This is a genomic window from Aeromonas molluscorum 848 (assembly GCF_000388115.1).
Classification (GTDB): domain Bacteria; phylum Pseudomonadota; class Gammaproteobacteria; order Enterobacterales; family Aeromonadaceae; genus Aeromonas; species Aeromonas molluscorum.
In genome coordinates, this window is the sequence record NZ_AQGQ01000090.1 from 1 (window position 1) to 16272 (window position 16272).

The 16272-nt window shown below is 62.0% G+C and carries 12 protein-coding genes and 1 pseudogene; 8 read left to right on the forward strand and 5 right to left on the reverse strand.

Annotated elements, in window-relative coordinates; genetic code table 11:
• On the forward strand, positions 1-1157 hold a 1157-nt coding region (viaA, locus tag G113_RS12600), incomplete at its 5' end, for an ATPase RavA stimulator ViaA (RefSeq protein ID WP_005903047.1).
• On the opposite strand, the gene G113_RS12605 is transcribed toward viaA, so the two are convergent.
• The gene (locus G113_RS12605) at positions 1104-2021 is read right to left on the reverse strand and encodes a DMT family transporter (RefSeq protein WP_005903049.1); all 918 of its coding nucleotides are present in this window, start codon (positions 2019-2021) and stop codon (positions 1104-1106) included. The genes viaA and G113_RS12605 overlap by 54 nt on opposite strands.
• A gap of 133 nt (positions 2022-2154) precedes the next feature.
• Here G113_RS12605 and G113_RS12610 point away from each other — a divergent pair, with 133 nt between their 5' ends.
• Positions 2155-2622, forward strand: coding sequence for an Lrp/AsnC family transcriptional regulator (locus G113_RS12610; protein ID WP_005903051.1), 468 nt, complete (start codon positions 2155-2157; stop codon positions 2620-2622).
• A gap of 22 nt (positions 2623-2644) precedes the next feature.
• On the opposite strand, the gene G113_RS12615 is transcribed toward G113_RS12610, so the two are convergent.
• Positions 2645-3667 (reverse strand): sensor domain-containing diguanylate cyclase, encoded by a 1023-nt coding sequence (locus tag G113_RS12615; protein ID WP_005903053.1) that lies wholly within the window; start codon positions 3665-3667, stop codon positions 2645-2647.
• Between the two features lie 203 nt (positions 3668-3870).
• On the opposite strand from G113_RS12615, the gene G113_RS12620 reads away from it, so the two are divergent.
• The 3 genes from G113_RS12620 to G113_RS12630 all read left to right on the forward strand — a co-directional run bounded on the left by G113_RS12620 (position 3871) and on the right by G113_RS12630 (position 8634).
• Positions 3871-5763, forward strand: coding sequence for a diguanylate cyclase (locus G113_RS12620; protein WP_005903054.1), 1893 nt, complete (start codon positions 3871-3873; stop codon positions 5761-5763).
• A gap of 235 nt (positions 5764-5998) precedes the next feature.
• Positions 5999-7585 carry a peptide chain release factor 3 gene (gene prfC, locus G113_RS12625; protein ID WP_005903056.1) on the forward strand — a complete coding sequence of 529 codons (1587 nt, stop codon included), beginning with the start codon at positions 5999-6001 and terminating at the stop codon, positions 7583-7585.
• Between the two features lie 95 nt (positions 7586-7680).
• Complete coding sequence (locus tag G113_RS12630; protein ID WP_005903058.1) at positions 7681-8634, forward strand: bile acid:sodium symporter family protein; 954 nt, start codon at positions 7681-7683, stop codon at positions 8632-8634.
• An 84-nt stretch (positions 8635-8718) separates the two neighbouring features.
• Here G113_RS12630 and G113_RS20590 read toward each other — a convergent pair whose 3' ends face one another.
• Positions 8719-9636 (reverse strand): bifunctional helix-turn-helix transcriptional regulator/GNAT family N-acetyltransferase, encoded by a 918-nt coding sequence (locus G113_RS20590; RefSeq protein ID WP_005903061.1) that lies wholly within the window; start codon positions 9634-9636, stop codon positions 8719-8721.
• Between the two features lie 237 nt (positions 9637-9873).
• The gene (locus tag G113_RS12640; protein ID WP_005903063.1) at positions 9874-10911 is read right to left on the reverse strand and encodes an alkene reductase; all 1038 of its coding nucleotides are present in this window, start codon (positions 10909-10911) and stop codon (positions 9874-9876) included.
• Between the two features lie 159 nt (positions 10912-11070).
• Here G113_RS12640 and G113_RS12645 point away from each other — a divergent pair.
• Positions 11071-11638 (forward strand): annotated as a pseudogene (locus G113_RS12645) (TetR/AcrR family transcriptional regulator).
• A gap of 220 nt (positions 11639-11858) precedes the next feature.
• Here G113_RS12645 and G113_RS12650 read toward each other — a convergent pair.
• Entirely contained in the window at positions 11859-12776 is a 918-nt protein-coding gene (locus G113_RS12650) for a LysR family transcriptional regulator (protein WP_005903066.1), read from the reverse strand.
• A gap of 355 nt (positions 12777-13131) precedes the next feature.
• Here G113_RS12650 and aguA point away from each other — a divergent pair, with 355 nt between their 5' ends.
• Complete coding sequence (gene aguA, locus G113_RS12655) at positions 13132-14229, forward strand: agmatine deiminase (RefSeq protein ID WP_005903069.1); 1098 nt, start codon at positions 13132-13134, stop codon at positions 14227-14229.
• Between the two features lie 127 nt (positions 14230-14356).
• Complete coding sequence (locus tag G113_RS12660) at positions 14357-16060, forward strand: amidase (RefSeq protein ID WP_005903071.1); 1704 nt, start codon at positions 14357-14359, stop codon at positions 16058-16060.
• Positions 16061-16272: the final 212 nt, after the last annotated feature.

The window sequence follows — 16272 nt, forward strand, 5'->3', positions numbered from 1 at the left end:
CGCCGAGCAGTCCCTTCGCCGGTGAGGCGCGCAGTCTGGTACGCCAGCTCAGCGAACATCCCGGCGAGGGGCTGCAAAAGCTGTTTATCGAGAAGTGGCGCAGTAGCCTGGTTGGTGCCTTGTTGCAGTTGCAGCACCAGATAGCCGAGGCGGAGCGAGAAAAGCTGCGCCAGGAGATAGAGGATCAACTGCTGGCAAACCGTACCCTGGCCGATGCGCTGGATCCGCACCAGATCTCGGCTGGGGGCCTGTGGGATCTCGCCCAGGGTCATTGGCACAAACGCAGCCTGGAACTCATCAAGCAGTACGCGCGCATGCTCGAGCGCGAACCCCTGCTGCGGGAGATCGCAGACATGCTCGGTCGCAGCGAGCAGGATCGTCAGTCTCGCGAGCGCCCCGTGCCGCCTGTACTGATGCAGGAGCTGGCCGAGGCGGTGAGCGATGATGTGCCGGATGATCTGGTGGGCATACACCCGGGCAACGATCTGATGCGAATGCTGTCCAGCGAGGCCGTGATGCTCGGCCTGCCCGAGCTGGAGCTGGAGTTTTATCGCCGCTATCTTGAGCGACGCCTGCTCAGCTACCAGTGCCGTGGCACCTTGCCACGCCAGCGTCTGCTGCTGCGTACTCCCCAGGCGGGCGGCACAGAGCCGCAGTCTCGCGGCCCCTTCATCGTCTGCATCGACACCTCGGGCTCCATGGGGGGCTATCCGGAGGAGTGTGCCAAGGCACTTTTCCTTGCCCTGCTCAAGGTGGCCATGGATGAGCAGCGGGGCTGTTTCCTGATGCTGTTCTCCACCGAGGTGGCCACCCTGGAGATCCGCGCCGACACTGGACTGGATCAGACGGAGCGTTTCCTCTCCATGAGCTTCCACGGGGGTACCGATCTGGTGCCCTGTCTCGCCCAGGCCCTGGAGCAGCTCAAGCAACCCGCCTTTGCCAAGGCGGATGTGCTGGTCATCTCCGACTTCATCGCCCAGAGCCTGCCCCATGCCCTGCTGGATCAGATGAACGAGCAGCGCAGGCAGCAAACGCGCTTCCATGCCGTGGCCATGTCCCGCCACGCCAAACCTGCACTGCTGCGGGTGTTTGACAACAGCTGGCTACTCGATTGCGGCCTGCGTGGCCGGTTGCTGCGACGCTGGCAGCAGAGCTGAGGGGCCAGCCACCCGGCTGGCCAGCATGACGCCACTCGCCAGCAAGGCCAGGGTCAGCCAATGGGGCAGGGTCAGCACTTCGCCAAGCAGCAGACAGGCAAGGGCACTCGCCACCAATGGGGTGAGCGAGCCGATCGCCGAGGTGATCTCGGCTCCCAATACCCGGATGGCATGACCGTAGCAAAGCGCAGCCCCCAGACCCGCGCCCAATCCCTGCATTATTCCCTGCCATAACCAGGTTTGCCCAGTGCCGCCCGCTGGCCAGCCTTGCCAGAGCACTATGGGCAGCAGCACCAGGGTCGAGGGCACGGCCACCAGGGCGGCCGAATCCAGGGGGCCCAGCCCGCTGCGTTTCACACCCAGAGTGAACAGGGCCCAGAGCAGGGCGGCGCCGATGAAATGGAGCTGGCCGAGCCAGATCCCGGGCGCGGCGTGCCATATCATGACCAGCAGCGCCGAGGCGATCAGGCTCAGTCCGAGCCGACGCTGCGGGCCGCAGCACTCTCCCATTCCCCACAGCAAGAGCGCGACCCAAAGTGGTACCAGGCCCGGGATCAGGGCACTGCCCTGATTGACGGGGGCGAGCTGCATGCCACTCGCCCCGAGCCAGAAGAAGGGCAGCCCGGCCCCGGCCATGATGGCGATCCGCCAGCGGGCTGGCACAGCCTTGAACCTGGCTCTTGCCCGCCAGTAACGGGGCGCCAGCAGCAGGGCGGGCACCCCGTAACGCAGCAGGGCAAGGCCGAGCAGGGGCAGGCTGGCCTGGGCTCCTGCTTTTAGCGAGAGGAAAAAACCGGACCAGAGCAGCACTGTCGCCAGGGCCGCGGCCCAGCCACCGAGACGGGAATGAGGAAGGTGAGACACAGGCGCTCCTTGCGTGGGTCAGACTCCAGGGTGATACCTGATTATCAGGTGAAACAGGGGGGCGTTTCAGGGCAAACTCTTGGTGATTTCCCGTATATATTGGTAATTTCAGGTAATCAGGTACCTGTTTTTGATGGAAACCACCAAGATGCTCGACAGGATAGATTTACAGTTGCTGCGACTGCTGCAACAAGACGGCAGGCTCAGCACCGTCGAACTGGCTCAACAAGTGGGTTTGTCCGCTTCCCCCTGTGCCCGGCGCCTCAAGCGGCTGGAGGGGGAGGGCCATATCCAGGGTTATCGCGCCATACTGGCGCGGGAGAAACTGGGGCTGGGGATCACCGTCTTCGTCAATGTGCGGCTCAGTCAGCACAAGGAGGCACTGGTGGAGGCGTTCGAGCAGGCGGTGTCCGCCATGGGGGAGCTGATCAGTTGCCATACCGTCTCCGGGACTTACGACTATCTGCTGGAAGTGGTGGTGCCCGACTTGCCCGCTTACGAACAGTGGGTACGGCGCTTGCAGTCGCTGGCGATGGTCAATGACATCAACAGCCATTTCGCCATTCGTGCGGTCAAGGTGATGGGGCCGCTGCCCATTTGAGGCCGCGGCCATTTGACCGGGCTCAGGAGGGGGAGCGGTGGTCGAGGGCCCGTTCGTTGACCTGCTCCTGATCGAGCAGGGGTTGACCGCTGGGGTGGGCGATATGAAAACCGCGTTTTCCCCCATGTTTGACCTGATACATGGCCTTGTCCGCCCGCGCCAGGGCCGTGCTGAAGTCATCCTGAGGCCGGATCTGGGCAACCCCCATGCTCAGTCCTATGCAGGCTTCGCCGTTGGCGAGGGGAAAGGGGGCCGAGATGGCCTGCTGGCAGGCCTGGGCCAACTGCAGAGTGCGGGAGTCGCGGCTTGGCCAGGGGAGCAGCAGTATGAATTCGTCTCCCCCGAGGCGGCCGAGAACCGCATCCTGGGGAGAGATGCTCCTGAGCCTGCGGGCCAGCTCGACCAGCAGCTCGTCACCGGCCCTGTGGCCCAGGCTGTCATTCACTTGCTTGAAGTCATCGAGATCGATGAAGCAGAGCGTCTGATGGGTACCGGGGAATTGGCGCTGCAGGGCGGCGCGGTTGAGCAGATGGGTGAGGGGATCCCTGTGGGCGAGCAGGGCAAGCTGCTGCTCGAACTCCTTCTCGTGGGTAACATCCATGTGGGAGCCCATGACCCGCAGCGGGTTGCCGGCCTGATCCCGTTCCACGACGCGGCCCCGGTCCAGCACCCAGGTTACCTTGCCATCCTTGGCCAGCATGCGGTGCAGGGCTTGGTAGAAGGGGGTCTTGCCGCTCAGATGATCCAGGAAAGCTTTGAGCACCCGTTCTCTGTCTTCCGGATGCAGGTGTTCGCGCCAGACGTCGAAGTGGGCCTCCAGCGCCTTGGGTTGATAGCCGAGCATGGCACCCCAGCGCCGATTGAAGATGATGAGCTTGCCGGTAGGAACATGGTTCTGCCAGATACAGAGACCAGTGCCATCCATGGCCGCGTCCAGCTTCTCCCGTGCGTCATCGGCGATGCGCTTGAGTCGCTCGTTTTCCTGTTGCAGTTTCCGATAGGCGACCAGCAGCGCCTCGTAATCCTGGGGGACCTTTCCTGTCACGTGGGGACCATTTGTCTCTGCATGTCCTGGCATATGGCGCAGGACGTGGGGGGAGGGCTTGGAATGATACGTCGTCACCTGGCCCCGGCTAGATCGTTGACTATAGAGATAATGGATGATTATTTCATCATAAGTCAGCCTGATGCAGGATATGATAGAAAGTCTAATTATCCGATTTATCAACTAAATGCCGCTGGAGGCCTGTGAACGGCGTCAATCATTCATCCCTTTGGTTACTCTGCCTGACGCTGCTGGCAGGGTCGGTCTGGGCAGCGCCTGATGCGCCAGCAGGGACGCGCCCACAAAGCGAGTCTCTGCTGACGGAGCTGGCTCAGCTAGAGAACGGCTTCCAGCCCCATGGCGAATTTCAGGCCAGGGTGCAGGCATTGTCACGCCAGATAGATGCCACCAACCCCCTCTACGGCCGTCTGGTGAGCCTGCAGTGTTGGGCCTTGCCCGCCGAGAACACGAGCGACTACAGCGCCGCTATCACCTTCGCAAGCCAGCAGTTGCAACAGGCCCGTGCCCGCCAGGATGGGCTGGCTGAGATAGCCCTGCTCAACTGCCGGGGCTGGCACAGTCAGTTGCTGGGCGAGATGGCCCATGCCCGTCGCGACTATGACGCTTCATTCACGTTGGCGGAGGCGGCGGGGGCTCAGCGGCTGATGGCGGACGCCTTGAGCTATCGTGGCAACATGCAGGCCTATCAGGGCCAGTTGGCCGCCGGCCTCAAGGATCAACTCATTGCCCATGACATCTATGAACGACTCGGGCTCGAAGCCTGGCGGCTGCACCAACTGGGGGAGATAGCCAATACCTATCGCCGCATGGGGGTGTTTGATCGTGCGCTCGAATACTTCCAGGAGCTGGAGAGGGCCTATCAGCAGCAGGGGGATGAGGAAAACCTGAACGATATCCGCTCCCAGCTCGGCATTCTTTACTCGGACACGGGACGCCACACCGAGGCGCTGGCGTTGTTTGAAGAGGCGGCGCACTATTTCAAGCGCAACGGCTGGGGCATGGATGAAGCCTGGGCCCTGACCGAAGTGGCCCACAGCCAGCTCAAACTGGGTCGGGTGGATGAGGCACTGGTCAATTTGCAGCAGGCCGAGACCCTGCTCAGCCGCAAACAGGAGACGGACACCGCGACGCTGGGCCAGTGGCGACTGGTCATGGGGCTGGCCGAAGAGGCTCATGGCCGACTGAATCGGGCGCTCTACTTCCTGGCGGTGGCCGAACCCATCTTCATTCAGGAGCATAACCAGCGTTTTCTCGCCACCATCTACCGGGTGCAGGCACGGATCCTGGAAAAACAGGGTCAGGCCAATGCCGCCCTGGCCTCGCTCAAGCGCTATGTGGCGATCTGGGAGGAGCTGGAGCGGGATCTCGGCGCCCAGCGCTCTATCCAGATGCGTTTCGAGTTCGATCTGGCGCGCAAGGAGGTTGAGAACGAGAACCTCAAGACTCATCAGGCGTTGCAGGCCCAACTGCTGGATCAGCTACAGGAGCGGCGCTACTGGCAGACGCTGGTGACGATACTGGTACTGCTGCTGCTCGGCGCCGTGGTGCTCTATCAACTCAGTCGCAGTCGCAAGATGCGCAGGCTCGCCATGACGGACGAGCTGACCGGCATTCACAATCGACGCCAGATCCAGGCCGAGGCGAAGACCATGCTGCAGCAGGCGAAGAGTCTGGAGCAGCCCTTATCTTTGCTGATCATCGACATAGACCACTTCAAGCAGATCAACGATGGTTGGGGTCATCAGGCGGGGGACAGGGTACTGATCGCGGTGGCGAGCAGCATCTCGGGGTCGCTACGCAGCCTGGACCGGGTGGGGCGCAACGGGGGCGAGGAGTTTCTGGCGCTATTGCCCGACACCCTGCTGGCCGAGGCCGTCGAGGTGGCGGAGCGAGTGCGCCAGCAGGTCGAGGAACTCAAGGTAACCGAGTTGCCCGCCGAACATCCGGTCCGGGTCAGCATCGGCTGTGCCCAGCTGCGCGAGGGGGAGAGCCTCAGCGAGCTTATTCACCGCGCCGACGAGGCCATGTACAGCGCCAAGCGGGCCGGTCGCAATCGGGTGTGCCGCGCCGAGTGACCGGGATGGCGGAGGGAGGCAGATCCGGCGCATGCCGGGCTGGGTATTTTTCACTCGCGCGGGTATAATGTGGCGCAATTTTGCTAAGACGCCGGACACTCGCACCCATGTAACGCAACGCCTTCTCGCTTTTCATCAGACCCGCCCTGTTCGGGTTGGCTCGCGTTGCGCGCGTCGCAATCTCTTATTTCCCACGGTGGTTTACAGCCGCCGCTCAATAGAAGAACGTCGAACTATGTCAGCTGAATTTCTGAGTGAAGTCTCCAAGAGACGCACTTTTGCGATCATCTCGCACCCGGATGCGGGTAAAACCACCATCACCGAGAAAGTCCTGTTGTTCGGACAGGCTATCCAGCGTGCCGGTACCGTCAAGGGCCGTGGCTCAGGCCAGCATGCCAAATCCGACTGGATGGAGATGGAAAAGCAGCGCGGCATCTCCATCACCACCTCGGTGATGCAGTTCCCCTATCGCGACTGCCTGGTCAACCTGCTCGATACCCCGGGTCACGAGGACTTCTCCGAAGATACCTATCGTACCCTGACGGCGGTGGATTGCTGTTTGATGGTGATCGATGCCGCCAAGGGCGTTGAAGACCGGACCCGCAAATTGATGGAAGTCACCCGGCTGCGCGACACCCCCATCCTCACCTTCATGAACAAGATGGACCGCGAAGTGCGCGACCCCATGGAGGTCATGGACGAGGTGGAGCGCGAGCTCAACATCATGTGTGCCCCCATCACCTGGCCCATCAGCTGCGGCAAGTCCTTCAAGGGGGTCTATCACCTCTACAAGGATGAGACCTATCTGTATCAAACCGGTCAGGGTCACACCATCCAGGAGAAACGGGTGGTGAAGGGGTTGCACAACCCTGAGCTCGATGCCGCCATCGGCGAAGATCTGGCTGCCCAGCTGCGTGGCGAGCTGGAACTGGTGCAGGGCGCCTCCCCCGAATTCGATCACGAGGCCTTCATCGCCGGCGAGATGACTCCGGTCTTCTTCGGTACCGCGCTCGGTAACTTCGGTGTCGATCACATGCTGGATGGCCTGACCGACTGGGCGCCGCCGCCCATGCCGCGCAAGACCGAAGAGCGTGAAGTGCTGGCGACCGAGGAGAAGTTCTCCGGTTTCGTGTTCAAGATCCAGGCGAACATGGATCCCAAGCACCGCGACCGCATCGCCTTCATGCGCATCGTCTCCGGCACCTACTCCAAGGGCATGAAGATGCGCCATGTGCGTCTGGGCAAGGACGTCAACATCTCCGACGCCGTCACCTTCATGGCCGGTGACCGCGAGCAGGCCATCGAAGCCTGCGCCGGTGACATCATCGGGCTGCACAACCACGGCACCATCCAGATAGGCGACACCTTCACCCAGGGCGAGATGCTGAAGTTCACCGGCATCCCCAACTTCGCCCCCGAGCTGTTCCGTCGCATCCGCCTGCGTGACCCCCTCAAGCAGAAGCAGTTGCTCAAGGGGCTGGTACAGCTCTCCGAAGAGGGCGCGGTGCAGGTGTTCCGTCCGCTGATCAGCAACGACCTCATCGTCGGTGCGGTCGGTGTGCTGCAGTTTGACGTGGTGGTATCGCGTCTGAAGAGCGAATACAACGTCGAGGCCCTCTACGAGGCGGTCAACGTCGCCACCGCCCGCTGGGTGGAAGGAACGGACGTCAAGAAGTTCGAGGAGTTCAAGCGCAAGAACGAGGTCAACCTGGCCCTGGATGGCGGTGACAACCTCACCTATATCGCACCGACCATGGTCAACCTGCGTCTGTCTCAAGAGCGTCACCCGGACGTCTTGTTCCGCCAGACCCGCGAACATTGATATCGCGCGCACCCGGACGGTAAAAGCTGATATAAAAGAAGGCCCTCGCGGGCCTTCTTTTTTGCCCGCGTTCTATTTTGGATCAGGAGATCGCCATGCTTGGACGCATTACCAACCTCTTCCCACTCTGGGCCTTACTGTTTTCCCTGCTGGCTTACTGGCAACCCGCTCTGTTCGTCGACCTCAAGACGCAGATAGTGCCGTTGCTCACCATCATCATGCTGGCCATGGGGCTGACCCTCAGACCCAGGAACTTCATCGATGTGGTGAACAACAAGCGGGCCATCGGGCTGGGATTGGTGTTGCAGTTCAGCGTCATGCCGCTGGCTGCGCTGCTGATCAGCCTCTTGCTCGGTTTCGATGCCGAACTGACGGTGGGCATGGTGCTGGTGGGCAGCGTCGCAGGCGGCACCTCCTCCAATGTGATGTGCTATCTCGCCAAGGGGGATGTGGCGCTCTCCATTACCATGACGGCGCTTTCCACCTTGCTGGGGGTCATCATCACCCCGCTGCTGGTGCAGTTGCTGGCGGGCAAGAGCGTCGATGTGCCGGTGCTGGACATGTTGCTGAGTCTGGTCAAGATAGTGCTGGTGCCGGTCGTCATCGGGGTCGTGCTCAATAGCTGGCTGCACGCGCTGACCGAGAAGCTTGAACCCGTGCTGCCCCTCATCTCCATGGCGGCCATCGTGCTGATCATCGCCATAGTGGTCGCCCTCAATGCCGGCCAGTTCGCCACTATAGGCCCCATAGTGGCGCTGGCGGTGATCCTGCATAACGGCATCGGCATCACCGCAGGCTATTGGGTCAGCCGCCTGCTGGGCTTCGATGAGCGGATCTGCCGCACGGTCGCCTTCGAAGTGGGGCTGCAAAACTCCGGCCTGGCGACGGCGCTGGCGATGAAGTTCTTCACCCCGGCGTCCGCCGTGGCGGGCACCCTGTTCTCGGTCTGGCATAACCTGTCCGGCTCCCTGCTTGCCGGCCTCTGGGCCAAGCGGCCCTTGAGCCCGGTCACTCGGGACGTTGACCAGACGGTCGTCAAAGAGAGCTAAGAGCGCCGTCATCCCTGGCGTCCCTCGGGGCGCCAGGGTCATCACTTCTGCTCTTGCGATAGGTGGCCGCACTGGCCTGCTGGTCTAGCGAAGATTTTTTACCATGCAGATCTCGCAGGCATCGTGACCTGTGCTGCCGAGCGGCCCTGGCAAGTGCTCGAAACCGAGGGATTCATAGAGTGCGGTGGCCTCGCGCAGGCTGGCCGTTGTCTCCAGATAGCAGCGCAAGTATCCGAGGGTGCGTGCCTCCGCCAGCGCCTGCAATACCAGTCGCCGCCCCAATCCCAGGCCGCGCAAGTCGGGCAGGAAGTACATCTTCTGCAATTCGCAAACCCCCTCTTCCCCGTGCAGTGGCGCTATGCCACCGCCGCCAAGAATGGCGCCGTCCGGCCCTTCAATGACCCAGTAGTGACTCGCGGCCTCGTCATAGGTCTCGAACAGCTCGTCCAGTACGGGATCGGCTACGCCGTAACCCTTGTCGGCGGTGAGGCCATATTCGGCAGAGACGCGGCGCACCACGGCGGCGATGGCGGCGTTGTCCTCAGGCGCTATGGGCCTGATGCGATAGCCCTGCTGGCGACGGGCGCGGGCGCGGGAGAGGGCGCTGCGATAGCGTCGCAGTCCCTCCCAGATCTGTTCGCTCTCCTCGGGGGCAAGCTGGGCCAGGGTATCGCTCATGGCCTCATCCATTTGCTGGTGCAACTCCTGCAATTGCGCCAAGCCATGGGCGGTCAGTCTGGCCTGCTTGCTGCGTCCATCCGAGGGGTGGGGTTGCCAACTGATGAGTTCCCGCTCGACGAGCCGGGCAAGGGGTCGGCTGGCGTTGGACTTGTCGATGCGCAGGCGGTCGGCCAGCTGCTGATTGGTGGCGGGCCCGGTCTCGAGCTCGATCAGCAGATGGGCTTCCAGGGGGCTGAGCGTCAGGGAGCCGCACTGCTGGGAGAGCATGCCGAGTTCACGAACCAGATCGCGCGACAGGGCGCGCAGGGGGCGGGGATCCATCTCTGTCTATCCTTTTGGTTGTCATCTACAACCAATATAACCATTTGGTTGCTATCAACAACTTTTTTGTCGGGCTGCTTGGCGAAGCCACAACCAGGGGCGGAATGCGGGCACAAAAAAAGGCCCTGAAAGGGCCTAAACATTGGAAACCCGCGCCGGGGGGCGCGGATCCCATCCTTGGTCATAAAAAGAGTGGTGTGATGGCCGGGCACTGGCCAGAGCGGGGCATTGCTGGGTTTAGACCAGCTCGGCCAGCATGGTGTCGGAGTAAGGCACCAGGGGCTCGGATTTTTTCACCCGCGCCAGATAGTCCGGGTTGGCGATGAGCGGACGACCGATGGCGATGAGATCGAAGCGGTCAGCCTTGATCGCTTCGGCAGCGGTTTCTGCGCTGTAGTTGCCGACCCCGACCAGATGGCCATCGTACTGCTCGCGCAGGTAATCCGAGGCGCGGCCACCCAGGTAATCGAAAGTGAGGCTGTCATCGAAGATGCCCAGATGCACATAGGCAAGGGTGCGCTTGTTCAGCTCGCCGAGCAGGTAGTCGAAGACGCCGCGATCCCGGGTATCGCCCTCCATGTGGGCATAGGCACCGGGGGAGAGGCGCAGGCCAACCCGATCGCCGCCGATGCGGGCATTGACCGCATCCACCACGTCCAGGGCGAAGCGGCTCATATTCTCCGGAGTCTGACCATATTGGTCATCACGCAGGTTGCTGGCGTGGTGCAGGAACTGATCGATGAGGTAACCGTTGGCGCCGTGGATCTCGACCCCATCAAAACCGGCTTCCATGGCGTTGGCGGCGGCCTGGGCGTATTGCTCGACCAGCTCGGCAATCTCGGCAACCTCGAGGGCGCGCGGCACCGGATAGCTCAGATCACGCATGCGCGGCAACGTGCCTTCCAGACCGATGGCAGATGGGGCGACCGGCTGCTGGCCGTGGAAGAAGGAGTGGGAGACCCGCCCCACGTGCCACAGCTGGGCGAAGATCTTGCCGCCCTTGGCATGCACGGCGCTGGTCACTTTTTTCCAGCCTTCAATCTGCTCGGCGCTATAGAGGCCAGGGGTGTTCGGATAACCCTGACCGTCCGGACGAATGATGGTCGCTTCGGAGATGATGAGGCCGATGTCGGCGCGGCGGCCATAGTAGGCAGCCATCTGCTCGGTCGGCACCAGGCCGGGACCTGCCATGCAGCGGGTCAGCGGTGCCATCATGAAGCGGTTGGCCAGGGTCAGGCTGGCATTGAGACGGTAAGGCTGAAACAGAGTATCCATGGCGATGTGTCCTGGGGCAGATGATTCTTGAACGTGCATTCAAGATGTTTTTTGCTTTGTGCGCAAGTCTTTTTTGAATGTCCGTTCAAGATAAGTTGGCCCGACCCTGCCCCTGGGGTAGACTTGCCGCCATATCAACCCCTAGCCACAGGACCCCCGATGCGCAGCGCCGAGTTCAACCGCGAAACCGTCTTGCAAAGTGCCATGGAAGCAGTTTCGATCCAAGGGATATGCCAAGACCACCATGCAGGATCTGGTGGCTGCAACCGGGTTGCACCCGGGCAGTATCTACGCGGCGTTTGGCAACAAGCGCGGCCTGTTGCTGGCGGTGGTGGATCACTACATCGAGAGCAAGCGGGCCTGTCGACGGGCCCGGTTTGCACAGGGTGAGCCGCTGGCGGCCATAGAGGGTTTTCTGCGGCAGGTGGTGAGCGATACCCTGGACGGCTGCTGCCTGATCACCCGCACCCTGGTGGAGCTTGCCGAGCAGGACGAGGAGCTGCGCCTGCGCCTCAAGGCGAGCTATGGCGAATTGGAAGAGGACTTGGCTGTCGTGCTCGAACAAGCCAGGGAAAAAGGGGAGCTTGCCGCTGACGTCGCCACCCCCACGTTGACCGCTTTCCTGCTGGTCAGCATCCAGGGCCTGGTCACCGTTGGCCAATGTCGCCCCGAGCCCGAGCTGCTCGGCGACGTGGTCAGTCAGGTCATGGCCTCCCTGCGAGCCTGATCCCTCGGCTGGGCCTCTTCCCTCGGGATCCCCAGCACCTTCACCAGATCTTGCAGCCACATCAAGACAAGTTGCTGGGCGTGGTATCAGGGGCGTGCCAGACCCCCTTCGCGGAGCTAGCCAGGCTCCGAGTTCACCAGCTCCTTCATCAGATCTTTCAGCCACATCAAGACAAGTTGCTGGGCGTGGTATCAGGGAGGGGCAGACGTCTGTCTGGGTGCTAGTCCTTCTCCGAGTTCACCAGCTCCTTCATCAGATCTTTCAACCACATCAAAGCGGGTTGCTGGGCGTGCACCGGGTGCCAGACGCAGTTGAGGTGGTAATCCGGCACGGCGTCCGGCAGCGGCAGGCTTTTCAGGGGCCAGTGGTTGGCGAGCAGCTCGGCCACCATGCTGGGCAGCACCAGCAGGTGATCGCTCTGGCTGACGATGGTGGCGGCGGACATGTAGCTCTGGCTGTTGACCGAGATGGTGCGACTAAAGCCCAGGGTTTTCAGGAATCGGTCCAGACTTGCCTCAGAGGTGCCGAGCGGCGAATGAAATACATGAGGCATATCAACAAGCTGCCGTAGCGTGATCCGCTCCTCGGGCAGCGCCATGGTGGCGCGCACCAGTCCGGCCAGGGGCTCGGTCAGCCAGGTCTCCTTGCCCAGATATCCCGGCACCTGCATGTACTCGTCAAACCCCAGCACCAGGTCTATCTCGCCGCTGGCAAGCTCCGCCTCCGGCAGGGTGTCGCGCAGAATGCGGATCTCGATGGTGACTCCGGGTGCCAGCTTCTTGAGGCGCTGCATAAGCGGCGGGATCAGTACGCACTCCACGTAATCCGTGGTGCAGAGCACGAAGTGGCGCCTGGAGTGACGGGGCTCGAACTCCTCCTCCTCGCTGAGCTGTTGCTCCAGCAGCCGCAGCGCCTGTTGTACACCCAGATGCAGGCGCTGGGCGCGGGGGGTGGGCAACATCCCTTGCGGGGTACGCACCAACAGCGGATCGCCAAAGAAGGTGCGCAGCCGAGCGAGGGCGTGGCTCATGGCGGGCTGGCTGATAAAGAGCGAGTCAGCGGCGCGGGTGACGCTGCCTAGCGTCATCAGGGCGTCAAAGGCGAGCAGCAGATTGAGGTCGAGCTGGTGCAATTTCATGGGGAGGATTATTCGTGCTGTTTATGGGACAATTAATCCTATTCATTTGATGGATGGGCGCGCAACTTCTTACACTGCAACCCACATTGTTTTTTCTAGGATGCCCCGTCCGGTTCGCTGCCGGGGAGGGGGCCGCAATCCACTCCAAGGAGTCTGGTGATGGCAAAGGTTAAGAGGGCTGCCACCCAGATGGCCTGCTCCTGGGACATCGAAGCCAAGATCGCACACGCCGAGCAGCTGGTTCGCTATACGGTTGCATAACCGGTGACAAGCCGGTGGGCCAAGGCCCGCCCGTTTCCCCTATTACCGGCCCTGTGATGCACAGATTGCCACACAGGCCCGCAAGGATATTACGATGAGCATCAAGACTCTCTCTTCAGTCCCGGCCGTTGATGGCTTCACCATGCCCGCCGAGTGGGCGCATCAGCAGGCCGTCTGGATGATCTGGCCATACCGCCCAGACAACTGGCGGGGCGCCGGTCGCTTCGCGCAAGCGACCTTTGCCAAGGTGGCTGATGCCATCGGTAGTGCCACGCCGGTCTTTATGGGGGTGCCGGAACAGTTTATGGAGCAGGCCCGTGGCCTCATGCCCGCCCACGTCACCCTGGTCGAGATGGCCAGTGACGACTGCTGGGCCCGCGACAGCGGTCCGACTGTGGTCACCAACGCTGCTGGCGAGTGCCGTGGTGTGGATTGGGGCTTCAACGCCTGGGGCGGCCTCAAGGGCGGTCTCTATGCGCCTTGGAATCAAGATGAAGAGGTGGCGGCCCAGATGCTGGCCCAGCATGGCATGGATCGCTACGACGCGCCGCTCATTCTGGAAGGGGGCTCCATCCACGTCGACGGTGAAGGTACCTGCATGACCACCGCCGAGTGCCTGCTCAACGAGAACCGCAATCCGCACCTGACCAAGGAGCAGATCGAAGCGCACTTGCGCGACTACCTCGGCGTGACCAGCTTCATCTGGTTGAATGAGGGCGTTTATCTGGACGAGACCGACGGCCACATCGACAACATCTGCTGCTTCGTGCGCCCGGGTGAAGTGGCCCTGCACTGGACCGACGACCAGAATGATCCCCAGTACGCCCGCTCTCTGGCCGCCCTCAAGGTGCTCGAGGCCGCCGTGGACGCCAAGGGGCGCAAGCTGAAAGTGTGGAAGCTGCCCCAGCCGGGCCCGCTCTACTCGACCTTCGAAGAGTCTGCCGGCGTCGAGAGCGGCAGCGGCGTGCCGCGTGAAGCACAAGGCCGTCTGGCCGGTTCCTATGTGAACTTCCTGATCACCAACGATCGCATCGTCTACCCGCAGCTGGATGCCGCCACCGATGGCGAGGCCCAGCGCATTCTGGAGGGGATCTTCCCGGATCACACAGTGGTCGGCGTTCCGGCCCGGGAGATCCTGCTGGGCGGTGGCAATATTCACTGCATTACCCAACAGATCCCGTCCGGCAAATAAGCTGGCCGAAGAGTGTAGACATTCAAAACCCCACGCCGTGGGGTTTTATCTCTTGATGACGTGATGGTCGCAGGCGCTGATGCGGCGATCATCATGACAAACAGTCACCCTTTTAAAGGAGATCCCCATGATCGAAGTGACCGAGGTTTCCATTGCCGAGCTGCGCGGTGCGCTCGAATCAGGCCGCACCACTGCGGTCGAACTGGTCAAGGCCTATCTGGCCCGTATCGAGGCCTACAACGGCCCCGAGACCGACACCAAGCTTAATGCTTTGGTAGTGCCCAACCCCGACGCGCTGAAAGAGGCGCAAGATTCTGATGCCCGCCGCGCCCGTGGTGAAACCCTGAGTCCGCTCGACGGCATCCCCTACACCGCCAAAGACAGCTATCTGGTCAAGGGGCTGACTGCCGCCTCCGGCAGCCCGGCCTTCAAGGATCTGGTGGCTCAGCGTGATGCCTTTACCGTTGAGCGGCTGCGGGCCGCCGGTGCCATCTGCCTGGGCAAAACCAATATGCCGCCCATGGCCAATGGTGGCATGCAGCGCGGCGTCTATGGCCGTGCCGAAAGTCCCTACAATGCCGATTACCTGACCGCGCCTTTTGCCTCCGGCTCCTCCAACGGTGCCGGTACCGGCACAGCGGCCAGCTTCTCCGCCTTCGGTCTGGCGGAAGAGACCTGGTCGAGCGGCCGTGGCCCTGCCTCCAACAACGGCCTGTGTGCCTACACACCATCCCGTGGCGTGATTTCGGTGCGCGGCAACTGGCCGCTGACTCCGACCATGGACGTGGTCGTGCCCTACGCCCGCACCATGGCCGATCTGCTGGAAGTGCTCGATGTAGTGGTTGCCGATGATAGCGACACCCGTGGCGATCTGTGGCGCATGCAGCCCTGGGTGCAGCTGCCCAAGGCCTCCGAGGTGCGTCCGGCTTCTTATCTTGAGCTGGCAGCCAAGCCTGATGCCCTCAAGGGCAAGCGCCTCGGTGTGCCGCGCATGTTTATCAACAAGGATGAACTGGCTGGCACCAGCGAGCACCCCGGCATCGGCGGCCCGACCGGCCAGCGTATCCATACCCGCCCGTCGGTGATCGCCTTGTGGGAACAGGCCCGTCAGGCGCTGGAAGCCGCTGGCGCCGAAGTCATCGAAGTGGACTTCCCCCTGGTCTCCAACTGCGAAGGGGACAGACCCGGCGCGCCGACTGTGTTCAATCGCGGCATAGTGTCACCTGAGTTTCTCAACGACGAGCTGTGGGAGCTCTCCGGCTGGGCGTTCGACGACTTCCTGCGCGCCAACGGCGATCCCAAGTTGAACAAGCTTGAGGATGTCGATGGGCCGAAGATCTTCCCCCACGATCCGGGCACCCTGCCGAACCGCGAGGGGGATCTGGCGGCGGGCATGGACGAGTACGTCAAGATGGCCAAGCGCGGCCTCAAGCGTTTTGACGAGATTGCCTCTGTGCCGGACGGCCTGCGTGGGCTGGAGCAGACCCGCAAGCTGGATCTGGAAGACTGGATGGACGAGCTGAAGCTCGACGCCGTGCTGTTCCCCACAGTTGCCGACGTCGGCCCGGCTGACGCGGATGTGAATCCGGCCTCCGCCGATATCGCCTGGAGCAACGGCATCTGGGTCGCCAACGGCAACCTCGCCATCCGCCATCTCGGCGTGCCGACCGTCACAGTCCCCATGGGGGTGATGGCCGATATCGGTATGCCGGTGGGCCTGACCTTCGCCGGCCGCGCTTATGACGACAATAACCTGCTGCGCATCGCCTCGGCCTTCGAGTCCACCGGCAGCAAGCGTATGGTGCCGCCACGCACGCCGCCGTTGGGGTGATTGGTGTTGGTGCTTGGAGTTGATCGTTGATACTGAAAAAACCACCCGCTATGGCGGGTGGTTTTCATGTTAAAAGTATTACTTAAATAGCTTGATGAAAAATACTGTATTATCCTACGCCGCAGTCTTTTAATTATGGTTTTTGATTGTGATCAATTGGTGTTCTTTGTTTTTTGAATTTTTCTTTCACCTCAGGACTAAAGTCATCTCCA

Excerpts from the sequence above, each read along its gene's own strand:
- aguA (WP_005903069.1), top strand. The coding sequence starts at position 13,132 with ATGAGCATCAAGACTCTCTCTTCAGTCCCGGCCGTTGATGGCTTCACC.
- G113_RS12650 (WP_005903066.1), bottom strand. The coding sequence starts at position 12,776 with ATGAAATTGCACCAGCTCGACCTCAATCTGCTGCTCGCCTTTGACGCC.
- G113_RS20590 (WP_005903061.1), bottom strand. The coding sequence starts at position 9,636 with ATGGATCCCCGCCCCCTGCGCGCCCTGTCGCGCGATCTGGTTCGTGAA.
- G113_RS12660 (WP_005903071.1), top strand. The coding sequence starts at position 14,357 with ATGATCGAAGTGACCGAGGTTTCCATTGCCGAGCTGCGCGGTGCGCTC.
- prfC (WP_005903056.1), top strand. The coding sequence starts at position 5,999 with ATGTCAGCTGAATTTCTGAGTGAAGTCTCCAAGAGACGCACTTTTGCG.
- G113_RS12610 (WP_005903051.1), top strand. The coding sequence starts at position 2,155 with ATGGAAACCACCAAGATGCTCGACAGGATAGATTTACAGTTGCTGCGA.
- G113_RS12630 (WP_005903058.1), top strand. The coding sequence starts at position 7,681 with ATGCTTGGACGCATTACCAACCTCTTCCCACTCTGGGCCTTACTGTTT.
- G113_RS12640 (WP_005903063.1), bottom strand. The coding sequence starts at position 10,911 with ATGGATACTCTGTTTCAGCCTTACCGTCTCAATGCCAGCCTGACCCTG.